The organism is Alteromonas sp. S005 (assembly GCF_036864475.1).
Classification (GTDB): domain Bacteria; phylum Pseudomonadota; class Gammaproteobacteria; order Enterobacterales; family Alteromonadaceae; genus Alteromonas.
In genome coordinates this window covers 20,760-39,810 of the sequence record NZ_JAZETN010000005.1, presented here as the reverse complement: position 1 = coordinate 39,810, position 19,051 = coordinate 20,760, and the positions used below count along the sequence as shown (strand labels likewise).

The window sequence follows — 19,051 nt, the reverse complement described above, 5'->3', positions numbered from 1 at the left end:
GCACTTTAAATGTCGAACCTTAAGGAAAGCTTAAGTTAGGCGCTAAAGTACCAATTTGCATTAAAATTCGTATTCCAACGACATGCGGAGTGTGTGATCTTTACTGTCACCATTTAGTCCGGCAATAAAGCCCAGTTCCCATTTTAATTGCTGCTGTCGGTCAAAGCGTTTTATACCCATGAATGCTGGACCAACCCCGATAAAGTCCTCTGCTACATACATTTCCAATCCAGGTTGTACTTCAGGGATCCAGCGATACCTAAACTTGGCTTTAAATTCGCTTTCCCATTCATTCTCAATAGTTTGACCCCACTCGTACACCAAGCTAACGTTAGTTGTTAAACTGAATTGGCCAAATTCTTTTTCTGTTAATATCCCCGCTTTAACTTCCCAGTCATCGGTATTGTGCTGCTTTTCCAGCTCAAACAGCGTTGCCCAGTCAGCCCAGTATCGCCCTTGTTCAGTCATCATCCAGCGTAACTCTACTTCGTAGCTTTCTAAGCCAAAATCTTCATTTTCATCCCGCGCACCGACAAGGTATGTTTCTAGGATCATAAACTCTGAAAGCGCATGGCCGAATGAGAAGCGCTGCATTAAAACATTGCCATCGTCATTTTGTCTTGAGGTAAGTCGCCACTCGAACTCACGTTCAAAGGGTAATACATAAGGGTGATAAACCTTATCTACGGTAAAATTATCTGCATAACCGTTACTTGAAAACACGGCGCATAATGCGATAGCAGTAAGGAGAAAACGTCTCACTGTGCGACCTCCTGAATTTCATCAGAGAATCTCTTTTTTGAAGAAAAGAAAGCGATTAAATTAGGCACTATAAGTGCGAAGAAAAACACCAATAAATAGCTCATCGAGGGCGTAGCCTCATAGCCAACGAGAGAATTCAGAAGATGACCATATTCGCTATTGTCGCTAATTATTGTGCTGCTATCCCATAGCTGCCTTGGCGATGGGAAGGTGTCAGTTTGTTCCAATAGTAATGCGATATTAGCGGTTTGAGCTGCCACAAACGTGGTTGCAAAAAAGTATGTTGCTCGCTTGCTAACAAAATGGGTGAGCAAAATATTAAGTAGAATCGCGATGCTAATACTTATACCCAGACCAATGATAGTGCCCAAGAGTAATAACGTACTATCACTATTACGTGATAACTCGGAAACAAAATAAACTAAAAAGTGCAGCGAATTGGGTAAGCCAATACCTATTACTAGCAGGGTGAGGCCTAGACTGAACCTATTTGAGATACGTGACGGCAAAAGTACAACAAGGCACATACCCAACCACGCAATAAAAAACAGTATTGATTTGAGATTCTCAAATCCGGCACCTTCTGATAGCTGCGATACCAGTCCTAGTTGGGGGTAGGTAAATACAGCGAGCAATACCAGCAGCAACACCCGCCACGCAACGGCAAGCGTAGACACACGCGGCAGCGCCAGCAATACACTAATGAGCAGGAATATGGGCAAGGTGTCACGCAAGAAGAGAACGACAGTATTAATTAGCATCCAGCGTGTCCTCTTTGCTTTTAACTACTACCTTTCCTACTGCGCTATTAGGATGAAACTCGCCAAAAAAAGGATACTCACCGGCTTTTAATGGGCCAATAAAGATGGTCCCTCGGCTTTTCGCAAATATCACTTTTTCTCTGTTCAAAGAGAAGCTATCTATTTCTTCGGGAGTATCATCGAAATTGATAAAGGTTAGCTTTACTTTTTGCCCTGCGGGCACAATCACTTCCTGAGGAAAGAATAAGTGCTCTTTAATTTCCACCACCACTTCAGGTAAGGCGAACGCAAGGGGCGTATAAAAAGCACAAAGGGCTGAAAAGCAGAATAAAGAAATCTTAGAGTATGTAGTCATTGGAAAATACCACCCTAACTTCTAATCCCCCGAGCGAGCTTTCATGTAAAGAGAGCTCAGCCCCGTGTAAAACAACGATTTGTTCTACAATGGCTAGCCCCAAACCGCTTCCCGAATGAGGGGAGCTGTTAGATGCTCTTTTGAATCGGTTTAGCACGACAGCGCGCTGGTCAGCAGGGATGCCTGGCCCAGAATCGCAGACGCTTAAAATAAACTCGTCTTTCCGTCGTTCGATCTTAATTATTATTTGTGCACCGCTAGGAGAGTATTTACTCGCATTGCTCACTAAGTTCTGAAGCAAGGTGTAAAGGACAAATTGAGAACTTAGCAACCAAGCTTCTTCTCCTTCCAGTGCTATCTCTTGGTTTTTATTTTCAATAGCGCCGTATAAGTCACTAATCACCTCTTGCGCGACCACATGCACATTTACAGGTTCTCGCTGTTCTGCAAACGTTTCTGGACTGGTGCGAGTAAGCAAAAGGAATTGATTTACCGCGTGGATCATTCTGTCAGTGTCTGCTTTGAGCGGAGCCAACACGTGGCCTTTTTCACCTAACTCGTTCGCTATATTGTGAATGTTTATTTTCATCACGCTGAGCGGAGTTCTAAGCTCATGCGCCGCATTGGATGCGAATTGCTGCTCTCGTTCGAACGCTGAATTCAGTCGCGTGAACATGGTGTTTAACGTAGTAACAACAGGGCTAAGTTCACTGGGCTCACGGGATAACGCAATGGTAGAAAAATCATTACCTTGTCGGCTGGCAAGGAGTTTTGATAGGTGTTTTAACGGCGATAGTCCCCAAGTAATGCCAAAAAAGAGAATGAGTGCAAGAATAGGCACACTCATTATAAAAGGGGTGATGGCGGCTACAGTTAGCGAGTCAGTTAAAGTAAAGCGACTACTTACGGGTTGAGCCACCATATACCAGCTATCATTATTCGGGTTAAACCGGGTATGTACCCGCCAGCGTGTACCCAGTGCGTTTACTTCAGAAAAGCCCTCGGAGAAGCTGGTTAATGGCGTGTTTAACGCATCAGTAGATGAGCTGGCCAGCTTACCTTGATTCCATACCTGGAAGAAAAGTGTCTGTTGCTGTGTGCGGGTGCCGCTATCTACGTATGAGATTGCGCGGGATAGCTCAACTAACTCGTTGTCTAACAAGGTATTCGATATACCCAGTGTTGCGCGGTAGCCTTTAAGTGCTGCACTAAATATCACTAAAACAAGCGCGCTGATCAGTGTAAGAATTAAAAAGCGGCGAATTGAAGACAATTCACTCCCCCGATTTTGAAATGCAATAACCGACGCCTCGAATAGTCTTAATAAACTCAGGAGGCATTTTCTTACGCAAATTACTCACGTGTACTTCTATCGTGTTGCTTGCCACTTCCTCTCCCCACTCATAAAGTTTATTTTCCAGCTGATCTTTACTCAGTATGCGCCCTGCGTTTTCAATAAGCGCTTTTAGTAGCATGAGTTCACGTCGAGGTAAGTGAACGTTTTGATTGTCGATAGTAAGCGTATGATGGACAGTATCAAGGCTGACATTCTTGACACTAACAATGGTGTGAGATGCTGTGCTCAGACGACGCTCAAGTACTCTAATCCTAGCTAACAGTTCTTCTATTTCAAACGGTTTAGGTAAGTAGTCGTCGGCGCCTGCATCTAAGCCAGAGATTTTGTCTAGCGTTTTATCCCGTGCAGTTAATATCAACACAGGAAGCGTTGCGTTTTTCTTTCGAATAGATTTTAGTACGTCGAGGCCATCAGTGTCGGGTAAACCCAAGTCAAGAATGACAATGTCACTTTGGCCCGCTCTAAGTGTTGCAAGAGCATCTGCGCCTGAATAAACACAGTCTACCGTGAAGTTGGCATTCTTTAGTGAAAGGGCAAGGGCGTCAGACAGCGGCCTATCGTCCTCTACAAGCAGTACACGCATAAAAAACTCATTGATAAAAAACAAACCAAAACACTATACGAGAGACCTTAAGAGAACCTTAAGTACTTAGTGTTTTACTCTTACATCTCTTTTTCGAGGGCGCGTATAGCTAAATCTTTGTATTTATCCCACCGCGCGTAATCTAGTTTATAAGGTATTGTTGGGTTGCCGAGTTCGTGAATTTTTCTACTTTCAGCATCGGCAAGCATTTCTGCTTTTCTGTGCCCTTCGAAGCTATCGAAGATACGTTCGAGTTCTCCATCGTCTAGAATTCTGATAAGACCTAATCTCAATCTATTCGCGAGGGCAGGGCTATCTGGGCTAACAAAAAAGTACTCGTAGTTAGGATATTTTAATAGATGGAACTGCTCTAAAGAGACATGTTTATCCTTGTGGCGTTCTAAATCGCGGTGTACTTCAATGATATTTCTGGGGAAAGCGTCAACTAGCCCCTTATCTACCATAGAGTACATAGAATGGAACCAAAGGCTCCAATCTTCACCACTTACGTTATAGCCATTTGCTTTAAGTACATTTAAATCTGGCCAGTCTGCGCCTTGAACCATGGTTGATTGCTTTAATGCTTCGCCGGTATGTTGGGCAAAACTGGCCTGCTCAGAAGGGTTAATCACCAATACGCGATAACCTGAATAACCTTTCAGCAGTGGTAACTTAATGGGCAGAAGACGCTGCTCTCGGTTACTGTTGGTGACACTCCACATTACATCCGCATCGCCTTTTAGCAAAGTGACAAGCTGACGACTCTGGCTCATAGGATGGGGGTGAGGGATTAAAGCAACATCACCGTATTCGGGTGTTGCTGCGAGCACTGCATTGAGTACAGCTACGTGATAACTTCCATAATCATCATCGGCAAACGCACGTGTGTATACTAACTCCTCAGCATTTACACTGGCCATAAGTAGCGTATGTAGCATCATCATTGAAGCTACGAAGCGAGACATTTTCATTTTGTTTTTACAACGGTTCCAAATACAACGTTTTGACGTTACCTCAAATCGGTTTCTATGTCATCGGCAGATGATGGAATTTTATCCATGTTTTTTGTTCTTAGGGGTTCGCATTTGCTTCAATTCCTGTATAATTCGCGCCCTGCCCAGTTACGCCCACCTTTGGGAAGGTGGAAGAATCAGCCGGCTCGAAGGGGTCATTGTGTTGATTTTAAGGTGATTTCTGGTGTTCAGAAATCAGTAACGACGATATTATTCGGGTGAATTTGAAAATGAAAACTTTTGTTGCTAAGCCAGAAACGGTACAACGTGACTGGTACGTGGTAGACGCCACAGACAAAACTCTAGGCCGTTTGGCTTCTGAAATCGCACTACGCCTTCGTGGTAAGCACAAGCCAGAGTACACACCTCACGTGGACACTGGTGATTACATCATCGTAATCAATGCTGAGAAAGTTGCGGTAACAGGCCGTAAAGCGCAAGACAAAATGTACTATGCGCACTCTGGTTACCCAGGTGGTCTTAAAGAGACAAACTTTGAAAAACTAATTGCTCACAAGCCAGAAATGGTTCTTGAAAAAGCAGTTAAAGGCATGTTGCCAAAAGGCCCTCTAGGTCGCGCAATGTTCCGTAAAATGAAAGTTTACGCTGGTGCAGAACACTCTCACGCAGCACAGCAACCACAAGTTTTGGACATTTAAGGAGCTATTAACATGGCAGATACTCAATACTACGGCACAGGCCGCCGCAAAAGTTCTACTGCTCGTGTGTTCCTACGTCCAGGCACAGGTAGCATTAAAGTAAACCAACGCGCTCTTGACGAGTACTTTGGTCGTGAAACAGAGTGCATGGTTGTTCGTCAGCCACTTGAACTTGTTGAAATGACTGAAAAGTTTGACGTATACATCACTGTTAAAGGTGGTGGTTCTAACGGTCAAGCGGGTGCAATCCGTCACGGTCTTACTCGTGCCCTTATGGACTACGATGAAGCACTACGCCCAGCACTTCGTAAAGCTGGCTTTGTTACTCGTGACGCACGTCGCGTTGAACGTAAGAAAGTTGGTCTACACAAAGCGCGTAAGCGTCCACAATTCTCAAAGCGTTAATTTTTACGTTTTTTGTATTGCAAAAACCCGGCATATGCCGGGTTTTTTATTGCCTATAATTCATCAAAGAGCGTCGAATTCTAAAGTGCGCTGAAGCTCATCTTGCCATTTATTTCATAACAAAGGTTTAATTTGTGCGCGCTATATCGCCAAATATTCTTCAAAACCTTGATTTTAGGCTTTTCTCTCACTAAACCTAAACACACCTTTTGAATTAAATTATCGCTTAAATATCAGTAAAACCTTGTGTTTATAAGGGCTTTTCTTTTATCATTTGCGGTCGAAAATTTTGAAAACTTTCGTGACCTCGTAAACCAGTAAATTTTTGCTGTTACGTTGCTGTCATGACAAGCCATATGATGCATGACGCAAGCGTGATAAAACCAGTATAAGCTTGGGTTACACATCATAATTATCCAAACCTGGAGAAATGTGGATGAGCAATGTATCTGTAGATGCAACAGAGTCTGCACACAATGAAAACCAGCCAGAAAACAACACTCGTCGTCGGTTCTTGACCGTTGCCACGTCGGTAGTTGGTGGTGTAGGTGTCGTTGGTGCTGCTGTGCCTTTTATTGCGTCCTGGAATCCAAGCGCCAAAGCGAAAGCAGCCGGTGCTGACGTTGAAGTAGATATCAGCGGGATTGAGCCTGGACAATTAGTACGTGTAATGTGGCGAAGCAAGCCTGTATGGATTGTACGTCGTACGCCTGAGATTCTTGAAGAACTAGGCACACACGAAGATAAGCTGAAAGATCCTAACTCTGAAGCTGAGCAGCAACCTACTTTTGCTCAAAATCGTTTCCGTTCGATGAAAGAAGAATACCTGATTCTAGTGGGTATCTGTACGCACCTAGGTTGCTCTCCACAGCACCTTAAAGACGGCGCTTTCGAAGAAGTGGTTGAGGGTGTGCCAGATGGTTTCTTCTGCCCATGCCACGGTTCTAAGTTTGATATGGCAGGACGTGTATTCCAAAACGTACCGGCACCATTAAACCTAGTTGTACCGCCATATCAATTCGTTGATGATAATAACATCATCATCGGTTCAGAAGCGGAGGCCGTGTAATATGAATGCTTTCCTAGGTTGGATTGAAGAACGCATCCCAATGATGCGCGTTGCGAATATGCACGCTCTTCAATATCCCGCTCCAAAGAACATGAACTTTTGGTATGTGTTCGGTTTTCTAGCTACTATTGTCTTGGTAAACCAAATTGTTACTGGTATTTGGTTGACCATGAATTTCGTACCATCTTCAGAAGGCGCGTTTGCCTCTGTTGAATACATCATGCGTGAGATCGACTACGGTTGGATCATTCGTTACATGCACAGTACTGGCGCATCAGCGTTCTTTATTGTGGTATATCTACACATGTTCCGCGGCATGATTTACGGTTCTTATCAAAAGCCTCGTGAGCTTCTGTGGGTGTTTGGTATGTTTATCTACCTAGCACTTATGGCTGAAGCATTTATGGGTTATGTACTGCCTTGGGGACAAATGTCTTACTGGGGTGCACAAGTAATCGTATCGCTATTTGGTGCTATTCCTGTTGTTGGTCCTGATTTGGTTATCTGGCTACAGGGTGACTACGTTATCTCTGGCGCAACACTTAACCGTTTCTTCGCATTGCACGTTATTGCGTTGCCTTTAGTTATCGTTATTCTTGTGTTCCTTCACATTATCGCGCTACACGAAGTAGGTTCTAACAACCCAGATGGTATTGCGATTAAGCACAAGAAAGGTTCACTGCCAGAGTCTGAAAAGACCAAATATGAAATCCATGAATACTACACAAGCAAGTACGACATTGCTGATGACGTATTGCCGTTCTTCCCACACATCGTACTTAAAGATCTTGTGGCATTCTGTATATTCTTAGCGCTATTTACTTATGTGTTGTTCTTTGCCCCTGAAATGGGCGGTAAATTCCTAGAGCACCCTAACTTTGAAATTGCTAACCCGTTGAAAACACCTGAGCATATCTTCCCAGTGTGGTACTTCACGCCGTTCTACGCGGTACTAAAAGCGGTACCTGATAAGTTGTTCGGTGTACTAGCTATGTTCGGTGCAATTGCTGCGCTGTTCGCTCTGCCTTGGTTAGACCGTGGTCGCGTTAAGTCATGGCGCTATCGCTGTGGTCTGCACAAAGTAAACCTTATCGTGTTTGCAATTGTGTTTATCTTCCTAGGTTACCTAGGTGGTACCCCACAAGAAAACTGGAAAATCATTGCGTCGCAAATCGCTACTGTAATGTACTTTGGTTTCTTCGTAGCACTGTTCTTGTACAGCAAAAACGAAAACACTAAACCTGTGCCAGAGAGGATTTCCAAATGAAAAAAATGATGTGCTTTTTAGCCTTCTTCCTACCTGGCGTAGCGCTTGCGGCAGGTGGAAACGTACACCTTGATAAAGCGCCTATCGACTTATCCGATAAGGCGTCTTTACAGCGTGGTGCACAGTTGTTCATGAACTACTGCTTAGGCTGTCACTCGATGAAGTACCAGCGCTATCAGCGTTCATTCCAAGACTTGGGTATTCCTGACGAACTAGGTCAAGAGTACCTGCAGTTCACGGGTGAAAAAGTGTCTGACTACATCACTCGTGCAATGCCTGAAGAAGCCGCTGCTGGCTGGTTCGGCGCTGCTCCACCAGATCTTACGCTTGTTGCTCGTGTTCGTGGTGAAGACTGGATTTACACTTACTTGCGTTCTTTCTATGTAGACGAGAGCCGCCCGTTTGGTGTGAACAACACAGTATTTCCAGAAGTGGGTATGCCACACGTACTTCAACCACTTCAAGGCACGCCAACGCGTACTTATGAAGAGCAAATGGTTGATGGTGAGATGGTTAAGCGTTATGTAGGCATTAAGTCAGATGGTACTGGCTCAATGTCTCCTGACGAATACGACCAAGCTGTTGCCGATATCGTGAACTTCCTAGAGTACACAGGTGAGCCTTCTAAGCTTGAATCTCACAAAATCGGTAAGTGGGTACTTATCTTTATCGCAGTATTGTTTGTATTTGTTTACTTACTGAAGAAAGAATACTGGCGAGAAGTGCACTAATCGCACAGATTTATGTATAATATGAAAAGGGGGCTTCTCGCCCCCTTTTTTGGTATTTACTCGTGCTACCTGAAAACCTTTTTGTATAGAGTGTTCAGGTAGCACGAGTTAACGTAATAAGCTTACCGTTTGTAAGCGTAAACTTGTTTCTCGACGGAGGAAATTGAATGGCCGTAGCCGCGAATAAACGTTCTATTATGACGTTGTTCTCTGACACAATTGATATTTATAGCCACCAGGTGCGCATTGTGTTGGCAGAAAAAGGTGTGGGTGTTGAAATCAGCTACACAGATCCTAGCAACCTGTCTGAAGATCTGTTGGAGCTTAACCCTTACGGTACTGTTCCAACTCTAGTTGATCGCGAACTTGTACTTTACAAGTCGCATATCATCATGGAATACCTTGATGAGCGTTTCCCTCATCCACCACTAATGCCGGTTTACCCTGTATCACGTGGCCAAAGCCGTCTTATGATGCACCGCATTGAGCAAGACTGGTACTCGCTTGCTGCCCGTATCTTCCGTGGCGAAGGTGATGTTGAAGCAGCGCGCAATGAACTGCGTGAAGCGCTTCTTTCTTTATCGCCTGTGTTTGGTGAAATGCCTTACTTCATGAGTGAAGAATTCAGCTTAGTTGATTGCTATCTTGCTCCGCTACTATGGCGTCTTCCTGCGCTAGGTATTGAGTTAAATGGCGCTGGCAGCAAAGAGATTAACGCGTATATGAACCGCATTTTCTCGCGCAGCTCATTTAAAGCGTCTTTGACTGACCAAGAGCGTGAGATCCACAATCCGCTATGACATCTATGACGTCAAACCAGCCCTATTTGCTTAGGGCTTTTTATGAGTGGATTGTTGATAACGATTTAACGCCGTACATTGTGGTTGATGCAACTAATGAATTAGTTGAAGTGCCGCAGGAGTTCGTTAAAGACGGTCAAATCGTTTTAAACGTGTCGCCAAGTGCTTGTGTTAACTTCTCTCTCGACTTAGACGGCTTATCGTTTCAAGCGCGCTTCTCTGGGCAACCAAGAAGATTAAGTATGCCTTGTGAAGCGGTAATGGCTATTTACGCAAGGGAAAACGGCGCAGGTACGGTATTTGCTACTGAAGAAGACATAGCTCGCGCACAGCAAGAGCGCACTGAAACACCTGAAGATGTGTCTCAACCGAGCGGGCCAACGCCGCTGGAAGACGCTGATTCTAGCGATGTTCAAGATGCGCCTGTTCCCCCTAAAAAGGGCAAGCCTAGCCTAAAGGTTATTAAGTAGCTAATTAAGTAGCTAACTGGGCCATATGCATGGCCGCTCTCTAAAAACTTTCAGTGTATTGACGTAGTCTGGTTTTGCAAAGCTATTCGCTAAAGCAAAGCCAGCTATTATCTTTTTATTCACCCTATCTAATGTGTTACTTCTCAATTCGAAGCTTATCTATTACCTCTCGCAATTAAGTTTCTGACTACAAAACTTTTGTCCTGATAGATACGAAAACACCCCATTACTTATAGGTAATAGGGCGCTAAAGTCGCTGATTCGCTATAGATCTATTAACGAGTTCGCGTTATCACAATACGACTTGTCGGAAAATCAAAGCGATGGGCTTCGGTTAGTACAGACGTTGACAACCCTTCACGGCTAGGGTCATTCGCGTTTGCGCTAGTTACCACACCTTGATGAAGCCTTACTGCATCTGCGAGGTCGTCCCTTACTACGTCATAACCTGCGGCTTCTCCACCACCACCTGCTGCTCCTGCGGCGGGGCCAGGCATAGTTGCTGCTGTTTCTGTGTTGGCCTCTGTACCGGCGTCCCAGGTCACTGTCATGAATGTTTTCGCATCACCCACTGCCATGTTACTTACGTTAGCTGCATTTAAGCCAGTAAACGCATCGTTGGTATTAACCAACATGGTCGTAACTGTAAGGCGCAGGTCGTCCGCATCTAACTCAGGTACGACTAATGTTAATTCTGTACCCATTGAGCGTGGGCCCAGTATTCCCTCTGAACTTAGCGCATCTAAAAAGTCAGTAGATTCTGTTGCTTCACTGATTACCATCGACGGATCACCGCCTTCAGCCATGATTTCAATGCCCATACTGGCAGGTGCGCCTTCTTCAAAAGAATAAAAGCCTGGTTCATGCAAGATGACAGCTGCAGGTGCAAAGGGTTGGGAATAGGTCAAATTAGTAATTTGAACCGTGTAAACTGCAGAATTACCGTTGATACCGTCTTGACCGTCCGAACCGTCTTGGCCGTCGTCACCATCGGCACCATCTTGACCGTCGACTCCAGCTTCACCCTGAGGACCCGCTGGCCCCTGAGGTCCTGTATCACCATCATCGCCGCACGCCGCTAAAAGAGCGGATAGCATTAATAACGTACTGAGTTTTACTATTGGATTAGTCATTGTAATGGCTCCTTAGGATGCAGGAACAGTTATAACAACACGTGCAACGGGGTTTAACCAACGGTGTACAGTTGAGTCTAAATCACTTGCACCTGAAGCATTGTCGGTGTCACCAAGCGCATTACGGTGAATGTGTACCGGACCATCTTCACCATCTTCTATTTCACCATTAACTACCTGTGCCCCCACACCTGTGCCGCCCGTACCTAAGTCAACGATACGAGTAGGCGCACCGCCGCCAGCAACGCCAGGAACACCATAACCCCCTAGCGCATTTCCTGTACCGGCTTCAACGACGTCAGTACGAGCACTATTTAGCTCATCGTTTAACTCAGTACCTGCGTCGTATGCATTGAGATAATACGTGTAAGTGCCCGGTTCTGTTGGAATTTCAACGCTGTCCATACCAACAAAAGCATCGTTAGTAGGTATCAACATAGACAAGAGTGAAAGGTAAGGCTTGTCCATAGTATTGAATTCGTAACTAAGCGTTGCTTTTGGCGCAAGAAGACCACCAAAACGATGCCATGTATTTGAGCCATTGTCGGTATCAACAGGGCCTAAAAGTGCTTCAAAGTTTGCACCGCTGGAGTCTGCGTTTTGCTCGTCGTCAATTACACCTGCTTCAGCAAGCCAGGCTAATGCCGAGGATGCTGGCTGGCCGACTTCAAAAGCGTCTACGGTTTCATCGTGTGCAACAACCAAGCGGGGGGTAAAGCTTTGCGCTTGGGTTAAATTAGTAATTTCGAGCTCTAGAGTAACGGCTTGGCTTGCTGATATAGATGCGAGCGACAGTAGGGTTGCGCTAGCAAGATTAGAGAATTTCATTTTGTTGTCCTTATTTATGACTTAATTCGCATAAAAATTTAGGGCACTAAAATGCTTAATTCATCACGGAAATATCACAAAAAGCACACAGATTTGTCTCGATAAATAACAATTTTGTTAGAAATTTTTAGTTCTAATTTTTCAATAGAAAATTGTTGTTTATGTGAAATAAAAACTTAAACGCTCTGGTCTTGTTGTTTATCGGCAAAATAGGAGCGAGATATGATCCTTATCATCTACAGCGGAAATAAGTTTCAACAATATATATCGCATTGCTTAAGTAAGCATAGCTTTCTACACGATGCAGTCTCTAACTTTCAATCAGCAGAGTCACTGCTAAAAGCGCAGCGCTATTCTCTCATTATTGTCGAATCACATCGATGCATTACGTGCTTACAGCGTATAAAGAGCTTAGTTGATAGCAATTCTGAAAGTTGGGTTGTTGCTGTTGAAAGCGATGTGACCACACCAAGTGAAAGAGACGAAGGGGTCGATGAAGCTAACTACTATGAAGCCGGGGTAGATGATTATGTTTCTGGACCTTACGATGAACGGATGTTTTCAGCGCGAATTCGCTCTCACATGCGCAGAAGTATGCCGAATTTAGATGGTTCGAGAGTTGTTGATAGTGGCGACGAGCGCATTGAAATAGGCCCGCTTCAAGTAGACCAAAGGTATCACAGCGTGACAATAAACGGGCAAGTGCTAGCACTAACGGCACGAGAATTTACCTTGTTGAATTATTTCTGTCGCCACCCTAATCAGGTCTTTTCTCGCAATCAGCTACTTAGTGAGGTGTGGGGGTATAACCATGAAGGCTATGAACACACAGTAAACACCCATATCAACAGACTGCGCACTAAACTTGATAAAGTTAACAGTATTAAAAATGGTGGCCAGCTAGTACAAACCGTTTGGGGAGTAGGGTACAAGCTTAATATTCATGGTTATATCGCCAAAGCCCTTAGCGCTTAAGAAGCCCTTAGCGTTTAAAAAGCCCTTAGCGCACATGCAAAATGATGCAGACACAAATCACACCTTATTTAATTTTAGTAGAGCCAATATACTTAAATTAAAAACAGGGTCGCCGTGCCTAAGAAAGCAAAAATACCAACCACGTCAGTGATAGTGGTGAGTATAACGCTACCGGCAAGCGCAGGGTCTATTTTTAGACGCTTCATGATCATGGGGAGGGTTGCGCCCGCAAGTGCCGCCGCAATCATGTTTACCATCATAGCAAAGGCAATAATGACACCCAGCATGTAGTCCCGCTTCCAGAGGGCGATGACAGAGGCAATAAGCACCGCCCAAATAGCACCATTTAAAAAGCCAATAGAAATTTCTTTACTAATAAGCCAGCGCGAGTTACTGGCATTAACATGTCCGAGCGCCATACCGCGGATAACTAGCGTTAGGGTTTGGTTACCAGCAACGCCGCCCATGCTCGGTACTATGGTATTTAAGATAGCTAACACGGCAAGTTGACTTAACGTGGCTTCGAATAAATCACTTACCATCGCAGCCATTAGCGCAGTGACAAGGTTAACGGCCAGCCATACGGACCGACGTTTAGTACTTTGCATAACAGGTGCAAAGGTATCTTCATCATCATCGAGACCGGCCATACTCATCATAGAGTGCTCAGCGTCTTCACGAATGATATCAACTACATCATCAATGGTAATTCGTCCTACTAGACGATTGTTTTCATCAACTACCGGTGCCGAAAGCCAGTTGTAACGCTCAAATAGGCTAGCCACTTCATCGTCAGGCATGTGCACCGGTATGGCTTCCGATTCTTCGTCCATGACATCAGACACTTTTTCGTCGGTATCTGCGGTGAGTAGACGGGTGACAGGAACAATGCCAACAAGGTTATCGGTTCTATTTACCACATAAAAGGTATCTGTATTTTCCGGCAACTCACCTTTTAAACGAATGTAGCGCAGAACTACATCAATGGTAACGTCAGGACGCAAGGTAATGGTATCGGTGTTCATGATGAAACCAGCGGTTTCCTCACCATAAGACAGTGCTTGCTCTGCACGCACGCGATCTTGTGCATCCATTGAGTCGAGAATGTCTGCTAACACAGGTTCAGGAAGGCTGCTTAGCGTTTCTGCTAAGTCATCGGTATCCATCTCTTCAAGTGCGTCAACCACATTGGCGGGAAGCATCTTTGTTATAATACCGTTTCGAACATCGTCAGACAGTTCTTCTAAAATGTCACCGTGAAAATCGCTATCAATCAGCTCCCACAACTCATCGCGAGTCCTGCTAGGGCTAGATTCAAGAATATGGGCAACATCAGAGGGGGGAAGTTCAAGCAGAAGTTTACGTACAGAGACAAATTGACCGTTGATCAATGCAGCGTTAAGAGCGCGTAACTGTGTTTGTACGTATTTAGAAACAAGCGCTTCTGCCATAAGGCGTTATTCCTACTATGCTGAGATTGAAAATAGAAGCTGTGTAGCCTAAGTATGTGTAGAATATCGCAATTATATTAAGTCTGTCATGATAATTGCGTAGGTTCTACAAGAGAATTTTACTTAACAGTGCTAACTGTTGATTAATTCAGCAAAGGGAAGTTGACTTACCGCTATTCGTCTTCGTTAAATTTACCTTCAATCAGCTCTTCAATAGCTGCAAGTGCGTCGGCTGCGTCATCACCATCAACAATAACATCGACCTGTTCGCCCTGATGACTCTCCAACATCATTAAGCCTAAAACGCTGCTAGCGTCTGCTTCTTTATCACCTTTTTTCAAAATGATTTTGGCATCAAATTGATTAGCCAGCTGTACCAGTTGCGTGGCAGCTCTGGCGTGTAACCCCAATTTATTGACGATAGTAAGTGTTTTTTTGATAGTCATTATTGGTTGAGCTCTCTGTGACGAATTTGCACATCAGGGTGTATTTCGCCGAAGGTTTTTGACAAGGTTTGGGCAATATAGACAGAGCGGTGTTGGCCGCCAGTGCAGCCGATAGCCACAGTCACATAGCTTCTATTGTTGCGTTCTAAATGGGGAAGCCATGTGGTCATTAAATTTTGAATTTGCCAAATAAACTTGGTCACTACGGGTTGTGAGCCTAAAAACACCTCAACGGGGGCATCTAATCCAGTGAGGTGTCTAAGGTCCGTTTCCCAATGAGGGTTTGGTAGAAAGCGCGCATCAAAAACATAATCGGCATCTTTGGGTATGCCATGTTTAAAGCCAAATGACTCAAACACCAGTACAAGGCGAGAGCTCTTTTTACCTAGGATACGTTCTCGGATCAGCTCTGCGAGTTGGTGTATTGTTAGCTTGTCTGTATCTAAGTACAAATCAGCGCGCTCAGTAATAGGAGCGAGCAGCGCAGACTCTGCTCTAATAGCTTCTGAGAGAGACTTATTTAGCTTGGCTAAAGGGTGAAGACGGCGCGTTTCGCTAAACCGCTTAACCAGTACATCATCGCTTGCGTCGATGTACACTATAGTCATAGACCAAGAAGAAGGCAGGTAGTCTAGAATCTCTACCAAATCATCAGGATTTTTGGGTAAGTTTCTTACGTCAATACTTACCGCAACTTGATCGTATTCATCAACAACAGTATGGGTAAGGGTAGGAAGCAAATTAACTGGGATATTATCAACACAGTAATAACCTAAGTCTTCTAATGCGCGAAGTGCGACAGACTTACCAGACCCTGAACGACCACTGATTATGATCAGCTTCACCTAAACTCTCCCTTATATTCTGGTTTCATCACATACGCGTTGTTGATTTAAGCGCCTGCCTATAATGTTTAAGCGCTTATTGTCTAACTTAATGCAGAAATAATTTCGTCGCTGTTTGTTGCACGTCGTATTGTTTTAATGGTTTCTTTGTCGCTTAGCTTGCCAGCAACGGTAGCTAATGTTTGAAGGTGTCCTTCGGTTTGCTCTTCGGGAACGAGAAGTGCAAAAAAAATATCTACAGGCTTTTCATCTAGGGCATCGAAGTTGATAGCAGGCGTGCTGGTTACAACAATTGCTATCACCTTATCAAGGCCAGCCAGGCGACCGTGAGGCAGTGCTATGCCGTTTCCAATACCCGTACTACCCATACGTTCTCGAGCCATCAAGCTATTTAGAACCGTTGCCTGGTCGATGTTATCGTTATGCTTGGCAGCGATATCAGCGATGATCTCAAGAATTCGCTTTTTACTATTACACTGAACCGCACACTCGGTGCGGTCCAGACTTACGATGGCTTGTATATCCATGCTTAATTAACTACTAATGTTTTTTCAGTTTTTCCTTATGCTTGATTACCTGCCGGTCGAGTTTATCAACCATGCTGTCAATCGCCGCATACATGTCGGTATTTTCTGAGGATGCGAATACTTCAGCGCCACTTAAATGAACAGTCGCTTCAGCTTTTTGATTTAATTTTTCAACGTTCAGGATGACATGCACATTAGAAATGTGATCAAAGTGACGTTCAAGTTTGCTGAACTTCGTATCGACATAATTACGCAAAGAGTCGGTGATTTCGACATGATGACCAGTAAGGTTGATTTGCATATTTCGTCTTCCTTATATTATTAAGCCCGGTTAGATAAGGCTTTTGCGTTGGTTCGACGGCGGGATCGATAACGATTCCCGGTATTTTGCTATTGTTCGCCGAGCGACTTTTATGCCTTGCTCGGCCAACAACGAAGCAATCTTGCTATCACTTAGCGGCTTGCTAGGATTTTCCGCAGCCACTAACTTCTTGATCAATGCACGAATCGCTGTGGATGAACATTCACCACCTGACTCGGTTGCAACGTGGCTTGAAAAGAAATACTTCAACTCGAAGATACCACGGGGCGTATGCATGTATTTTTGCGTTGTCACACGTGAAATAGTGGATTCGTGCATATCTACCATTTCTGCGACATCATTTAGCACCATTGGTTTCATCATTTCCGGGCCGTGCTCAAAAAAGCCCATTTGTTGCTGCACAATGCAATTTGCAACCTTCATCAAGGTATCGTTACGAGATTCAAGGCTCTTTATGAACCACTTAGCCTCTTGCATGTGCGAGCGGATGAATTGTGAATCGCTACTGTTCTTAGCACGGCGACTCATCGCAGCATACTGTTGGTTTACGCTTAGTTTAGGCAGGCTGTCAGGGTTCAGTTCAACCACCCAACGGCCATTTTTCTTAGTTACTGAAACATCAGGTATGACATACTCAGGCTCTTTAGTAACTAAAGCACTACCTGGACGAGGATTCAAGGTTTGAAGTAAACGCATTGCTTCGCGTAGCTGATCCTCTTTCAATCGGCTCTTACGCATAAGCGTGCGGTAGTCTTTACTGCTCAGTAAGTCCGAATATTCCTCGATAAGCTGCTTTGCTTCAGTGAGCCAAGGGGTGTCGTCCGAGAACTGGCGCAATTGCACCATAAGACATTCCTGAGGGTTACGGGAACCCGAACCAATGGGGTCGAACATCTGAATGCGCTTAAGCACACATTCGATTTCGTCCATCTCGATAGGCTCTTCTAAGTCATCGTCATTAACCGCTTCTAAGATATCGTCAAGGGTTACGGTTAGATAACCCGACTCGTCAATTGAGTCGATAATAGCTGTGGCAATAGCGCGGTCAGTATCTGAAAAATGAGTCAGGCGCATTTGCCAAAGCAAATGCTCTTGGATGTCTTCGGTAGTTTCACCTTGGAAGATTTGTTCGTCATCATTAGACGGGCCAGGCGCAGGCGCAGAAGAGGCGGAGTAGTACTCGTCCCAGGTGCTGTCGATAGGCAGCTCATCGGGAAGGTCGTTCTTCTCCAGTGCATCTCCTGCTTCTAGCGTGTCGCTTGATGCAGAAGCTGTCGCTTCAGCAGCGCTATCGTCACTATCGACATTGTTCTTTTCTACTTGTGGCTCGTCGCTACCTTCTTCCACTTCTAAAAGCGGATTAGAGTCGAGCGCTTCTTGAATCTCTTGCTGGAGATCAAGCGTAGAAAGCTGCAGCAGCTTAATAGCCTGCTGCAGCTGAGGTGTCATGGTAAGTTGTTGGCTAAATTTTAGCTGTAAAGATGGTTTCATCTACGTCTTATTTAAATGCTCTAAATTAAATATACCAGAGCGAAACTGAAAAATGACAATTCGGTTACACTAACTATAGCCTGAATTGTTCGCCTAGGTATACGTCCCTTACTTTTTGATTACTTAAAACCTGTTCCGCAGTTCCTTGCGCAATAAGCTCGCCATGACTCACAATGTACGCTTTTTCGCAAACATCCAATGTTTCACGTACGTTATGGTCCGTGATAAGGATACCAATACCCCTATCTCGCAGATGCTGTATTATCTTCTTTATATCATTAACTGATATTGGATCAACACCGGCAAATGGTTCGTCTAACAAAATAAATTGTGGTTTTGCTGCCAGAGCGCGAGCAATCTCTACGCGACGCCGTTCTCCCCCTGACAAACTCATTCCCGTACTATTACGTATATGGTTGATATTAAATTCATCAAGTAGTGCGTCCGCTTCTTCTTCCTGCTGTTGTGAATTTAAATCTTTACGGGTTTGCAAAATGGCCATGATATTTTCATGTACCGTAAGCTTTCTAAAAATTGACGCTTCTTGCGGAAGGTAGCCTATACCGCGGCGTGCGCGCTCATGCATTGGCTGATGAGTAAGCTCACTATCATCAATTTCAATCTTGCCTTTGTCTAGGTTGACCAAGCCCACAATCATGTAAAAAGTGGTGGTCTTACCAGCACCATTTGGGCCAAGAAGACCGACAATTTGCCCAGTAGAAACTGAAAGACTCACATCGCGAACGACTTGTCGCGATTTATACGATTTAGCAAGGTTTTTAGCGCTCAAAGTTGCCATTG

23 protein-coding genes are annotated in these 19,051 nt (G+C 44.5%); 8 read left to right on the top strand and 15 right to left on the bottom strand.

Annotated features, from left to right (window positions below; genetic code table 11):
- Positions 1 to 60 precede the first annotated feature (60 nt).
- The 6 genes from V7R55_RS08215 to V7R55_RS08190 all read right to left on the bottom strand — a co-directional run bounded on the left by V7R55_RS08215 (position 61) and on the right by V7R55_RS08190 (position 4,789).
- The gene (locus V7R55_RS08215; protein ID WP_334058981.1) at positions 61 to 762 is read right to left on the bottom strand and encodes a hypothetical protein; all 702 of its coding nucleotides are present in this window, start codon (positions 760 to 762) and stop codon (positions 61 to 63) included.
- A complete protein-coding gene (locus V7R55_RS08210) occupies positions 759 to 1,523 on the bottom strand; it encodes an FTR1 family iron permease (protein ID WP_334058979.1) in 765 nt (254 codons plus the stop codon). The genes V7R55_RS08215 and V7R55_RS08210 overlap by 4 nt, the downstream gene beginning before the upstream one ends.
- Positions 1,513 to 1,878 (bottom strand): cupredoxin domain-containing protein, encoded by a 366-nt coding sequence (locus tag V7R55_RS08205; RefSeq protein ID WP_334058977.1) that lies wholly within the window; start codon positions 1,876 to 1,878, stop codon positions 1,513 to 1,515. The genes V7R55_RS08210 and V7R55_RS08205 overlap by 11 nt, the downstream gene beginning before the upstream one ends.
- On the bottom strand, positions 1,862 to 3,151 hold the full coding sequence (locus V7R55_RS08200; RefSeq protein WP_334058976.1) for a sensor histidine kinase: 1,290 nt from the start codon (positions 3,149 to 3,151) through the stop codon (positions 1,862 to 1,864). Before V7R55_RS08200 ends, V7R55_RS08205 begins: the two co-directional genes overlap by 17 nt.
- A 1-nt stretch (position 3,152) precedes the next feature.
- Complete coding sequence (locus tag V7R55_RS08195) at positions 3,153 to 3,818, bottom strand: response regulator transcription factor (protein ID WP_334058974.1); 666 nt, start codon at positions 3,816 to 3,818, stop codon at positions 3,153 to 3,155.
- Between the two features lie 80 nt (positions 3,819 to 3,898).
- On the bottom strand, positions 3,899 to 4,789 hold the full coding sequence (locus V7R55_RS08190) for a hypothetical protein (RefSeq protein ID WP_334058972.1): 891 nt from the start codon (positions 4,787 to 4,789) through the stop codon (positions 3,899 to 3,901).
- Positions 4,790 to 5,061: 272 nt separating this feature from the next.
- Here V7R55_RS08190 and rplM point away from each other — a divergent pair, with 272 nt between their 5' ends.
- The 7 genes from rplM to V7R55_RS08155 all read left to right on the top strand — a co-directional run bounded on the left by rplM (position 5,062) and on the right by V7R55_RS08155 (position 10,232).
- A complete protein-coding gene (gene rplM, locus V7R55_RS08185) occupies positions 5,062 to 5,490 on the top strand; it encodes a 50S ribosomal protein L13 (RefSeq protein ID WP_012517329.1) in 429 nt (142 codons plus the stop codon).
- Positions 5,491 to 5,502: 12 nt separating this feature from the next.
- A complete protein-coding gene (gene rpsI / locus V7R55_RS08180) occupies positions 5,503 to 5,895 on the top strand; it encodes a 30S ribosomal protein S9 (RefSeq protein WP_334058970.1) in 393 nt (130 codons plus the stop codon).
- Between the two features lie 436 nt (positions 5,896 to 6,331).
- Positions 6,332 to 6,964 (top strand): ubiquinol-cytochrome c reductase iron-sulfur subunit, encoded by a 633-nt coding sequence (petA, locus tag V7R55_RS08175; RefSeq protein WP_025256467.1) that lies wholly within the window; start codon positions 6,332 to 6,334, stop codon positions 6,962 to 6,964.
- Position 6,965: 1 nt separating this feature from the next.
- A complete protein-coding gene (locus tag V7R55_RS08170; protein ID WP_025256466.1) occupies positions 6,966 to 8,231 on the top strand; it encodes a cytochrome b in 1,266 nt (421 codons plus the stop codon).
- Positions 8,228 to 8,962: a cytochrome c1 gene (locus tag V7R55_RS08165; RefSeq protein ID WP_334058965.1), complete on the top strand. Its 735-nt coding sequence runs from the start codon at positions 8,228 to 8,230 to the stop codon at positions 8,960 to 8,962. The genes V7R55_RS08170 and V7R55_RS08165 overlap by 4 nt, the downstream gene beginning before the upstream one ends.
- 167 nt (positions 8,963 to 9,129) lie before the next feature.
- On the top strand, positions 9,130 to 9,762 hold the full coding sequence (sspA, locus tag V7R55_RS08160; protein WP_334058963.1) for a stringent starvation protein SspA: 633 nt from the start codon (positions 9,130 to 9,132) through the stop codon (positions 9,760 to 9,762).
- The gene (locus tag V7R55_RS08155) at positions 9,759 to 10,232 is read left to right on the top strand and encodes a ClpXP protease specificity-enhancing factor (protein WP_334058961.1); all 474 of its coding nucleotides are present in this window, start codon (positions 9,759 to 9,761) and stop codon (positions 10,230 to 10,232) included. Before sspA ends, V7R55_RS08155 begins: the two co-directional genes overlap by 4 nt.
- A gap of 275 nt (positions 10,233 to 10,507) precedes the next feature.
- Here the strand turns inward: V7R55_RS08155 and V7R55_RS08150 are convergent, their stop codons facing one another.
- Positions 10,508 to 11,365, bottom strand: coding sequence for a spondin domain-containing protein (locus V7R55_RS08150; protein WP_334058959.1), 858 nt, complete (start codon positions 11,363 to 11,365; stop codon positions 10,508 to 10,510).
- Between the two features lie 12 nt (positions 11,366 to 11,377).
- Positions 11,378 to 12,193, bottom strand: coding sequence for a spondin domain-containing protein (locus V7R55_RS08145; protein WP_334058958.1), 816 nt, complete (start codon positions 12,191 to 12,193; stop codon positions 11,378 to 11,380).
- 222 nt (positions 12,194 to 12,415) lie between these two features.
- Here V7R55_RS08145 and V7R55_RS08140 point away from each other — a divergent pair, with 222 nt between their 5' ends.
- Positions 12,416 to 13,168 (top strand): response regulator transcription factor, encoded by a 753-nt coding sequence (locus V7R55_RS08140; RefSeq protein WP_334058956.1) that lies wholly within the window; start codon positions 12,416 to 12,418, stop codon positions 13,166 to 13,168.
- A 92-nt stretch (positions 13,169 to 13,260) separates the two neighbouring features.
- On the opposite strand, the gene mgtE is transcribed toward V7R55_RS08140, so the two are convergent.
- The 7 genes from mgtE to lptB form a co-directional block, all read right to left on the bottom strand.
- Positions 13,261 to 14,619, bottom strand: a complete 1,359-nt coding sequence (mgtE, locus tag V7R55_RS08135; RefSeq protein WP_334058954.1) for a magnesium transporter — start codon at positions 14,617 to 14,619, stop codon at positions 13,261 to 13,263.
- 173 nt (positions 14,620 to 14,792) lie between these two features.
- Positions 14,793 to 15,065 carry an HPr family phosphocarrier protein gene (locus V7R55_RS08130; RefSeq protein ID WP_334058952.1) on the bottom strand — a complete coding sequence of 91 codons (273 nt, stop codon included), beginning with the start codon at positions 15,063 to 15,065 and terminating at the stop codon, positions 14,793 to 14,795.
- Positions 15,065 to 15,910 carry an RNase adapter RapZ gene (gene rapZ / locus V7R55_RS08125; protein WP_334058950.1) on the bottom strand — a complete coding sequence of 282 codons (846 nt, stop codon included), beginning with the start codon at positions 15,908 to 15,910 and terminating at the stop codon, positions 15,065 to 15,067. The genes V7R55_RS08130 and rapZ overlap by 1 nt, the downstream gene beginning before the upstream one ends.
- 83 nt (positions 15,911 to 15,993) lie before the next feature.
- Entirely contained in the window at positions 15,994 to 16,437 is a 444-nt protein-coding gene (gene ptsN, locus V7R55_RS08120; RefSeq protein WP_334058948.1) for a PTS IIA-like nitrogen regulatory protein PtsN, read from the bottom strand.
- Positions 16,438 to 16,450: 13 nt separating this feature from the next.
- The gene (gene hpf / locus V7R55_RS08115; protein ID WP_012517338.1) at positions 16,451 to 16,738 is read right to left on the bottom strand and encodes a ribosome hibernation promoting factor; all 288 of its coding nucleotides are present in this window, start codon (positions 16,736 to 16,738) and stop codon (positions 16,451 to 16,453) included.
- A 30-nt stretch (positions 16,739 to 16,768) separates the two neighbouring features.
- Positions 16,769 to 18,250 carry an RNA polymerase factor sigma-54 gene (locus V7R55_RS08110; protein WP_334058946.1) on the bottom strand — a complete coding sequence of 494 codons (1,482 nt, stop codon included), beginning with the start codon at positions 18,248 to 18,250 and terminating at the stop codon, positions 16,769 to 16,771.
- Positions 18,251 to 18,323: 73 nt separating this feature from the next.
- On the bottom strand, positions 18,324 to 19,049 hold the full coding sequence (gene lptB, locus V7R55_RS08105) for an LPS export ABC transporter ATP-binding protein (protein ID WP_334058944.1): 726 nt from the start codon (positions 19,047 to 19,049) through the stop codon (positions 18,324 to 18,326).
- Between the last annotated feature and the right edge of the window lie 2 nt (positions 19,050 to 19,051).

What these genes read in the sequence shown, in the direction of transcription:
- V7R55_RS08210 (WP_334058979.1), bottom strand. Translation starts at nt 1,523, where the DNA reads ATGCTAATTAATACTGTCGTTCTCTTCTTGCGTGACACCTTGCCCATA.
- V7R55_RS08205 (WP_334058977.1), bottom strand. Translation starts at nt 1,878, where the DNA reads ATGACTACATACTCTAAGATTTCTTTATTCTGCTTTTCAGCCCTTTGT.
- V7R55_RS08195 (WP_334058974.1), bottom strand. Translation starts at nt 3,818, where the DNA reads ATGCGTGTACTGCTTGTAGAGGACGATAGGCCGCTGTCTGACGCCCTT.
- V7R55_RS08190 (WP_334058972.1), bottom strand. Translation starts at nt 4,789, where the DNA reads ATGAAAATGTCTCGCTTCGTAGCTTCAATGATGATGCTACATACGCTA.
- rplM (WP_012517329.1), top strand. Translation starts at nt 5,062, where the DNA reads ATGAAAACTTTTGTTGCTAAGCCAGAAACGGTACAACGTGACTGGTAC.
- rpsI (WP_334058970.1), top strand. Translation starts at nt 5,503, where the DNA reads ATGGCAGATACTCAATACTACGGCACAGGCCGCCGCAAAAGTTCTACT.
- petA (WP_025256467.1), top strand. Translation starts at nt 6,332, where the DNA reads ATGAGCAATGTATCTGTAGATGCAACAGAGTCTGCACACAATGAAAAC.
- V7R55_RS08170 (WP_025256466.1), top strand. Translation starts at nt 6,966, where the DNA reads ATGAATGCTTTCCTAGGTTGGATTGAAGAACGCATCCCAATGATGCGC.
- V7R55_RS08165 (WP_334058965.1), top strand. Translation starts at nt 8,228, where the DNA reads ATGAAAAAAATGATGTGCTTTTTAGCCTTCTTCCTACCTGGCGTAGCG.
- sspA (WP_334058963.1), top strand. Translation starts at nt 9,130, where the DNA reads ATGGCCGTAGCCGCGAATAAACGTTCTATTATGACGTTGTTCTCTGAC.
- V7R55_RS08155 (WP_334058961.1), top strand. Translation starts at nt 9,759, where the DNA reads ATGACATCTATGACGTCAAACCAGCCCTATTTGCTTAGGGCTTTTTAT.
- V7R55_RS08150 (WP_334058959.1), bottom strand. Translation starts at nt 11,365, where the DNA reads ATGACTAATCCAATAGTAAAACTCAGTACGTTATTAATGCTATCCGCT.
- V7R55_RS08145 (WP_334058958.1), bottom strand. Translation starts at nt 12,193, where the DNA reads ATGAAATTCTCTAATCTTGCTAGCGCAACCCTACTGTCGCTCGCATCT.
- V7R55_RS08140 (WP_334058956.1), top strand. Translation starts at nt 12,416, where the DNA reads ATGATCCTTATCATCTACAGCGGAAATAAGTTTCAACAATATATATCG.
- mgtE (WP_334058954.1), bottom strand. Translation starts at nt 14,619, where the DNA reads ATGGCAGAAGCGCTTGTTTCTAAATACGTACAAACACAGTTACGCGCT.
- V7R55_RS08130 (WP_334058952.1), bottom strand. Translation starts at nt 15,065, where the DNA reads ATGACTATCAAAAAAACACTTACTATCGTCAATAAATTGGGGTTACAC.
- ptsN (WP_334058948.1), bottom strand. Translation starts at nt 16,437, where the DNA reads ATGGATATACAAGCCATCGTAAGTCTGGACCGCACCGAGTGTGCGGTT.
- hpf (WP_012517338.1), bottom strand. Translation starts at nt 16,738, where the DNA reads ATGCAAATCAACCTTACTGGTCATCATGTCGAAATCACCGACTCTTTG.
- V7R55_RS08110 (WP_334058946.1), bottom strand. Translation starts at nt 18,250, where the DNA reads ATGAAACCATCTTTACAGCTAAAATTTAGCCAACAACTTACCATGACA.
- lptB (WP_334058944.1), bottom strand. Translation starts at nt 19,049, where the DNA reads ATGGCAACTTTGAGCGCTAAAAACCTTGCTAAATCGTATAAATCGCGA.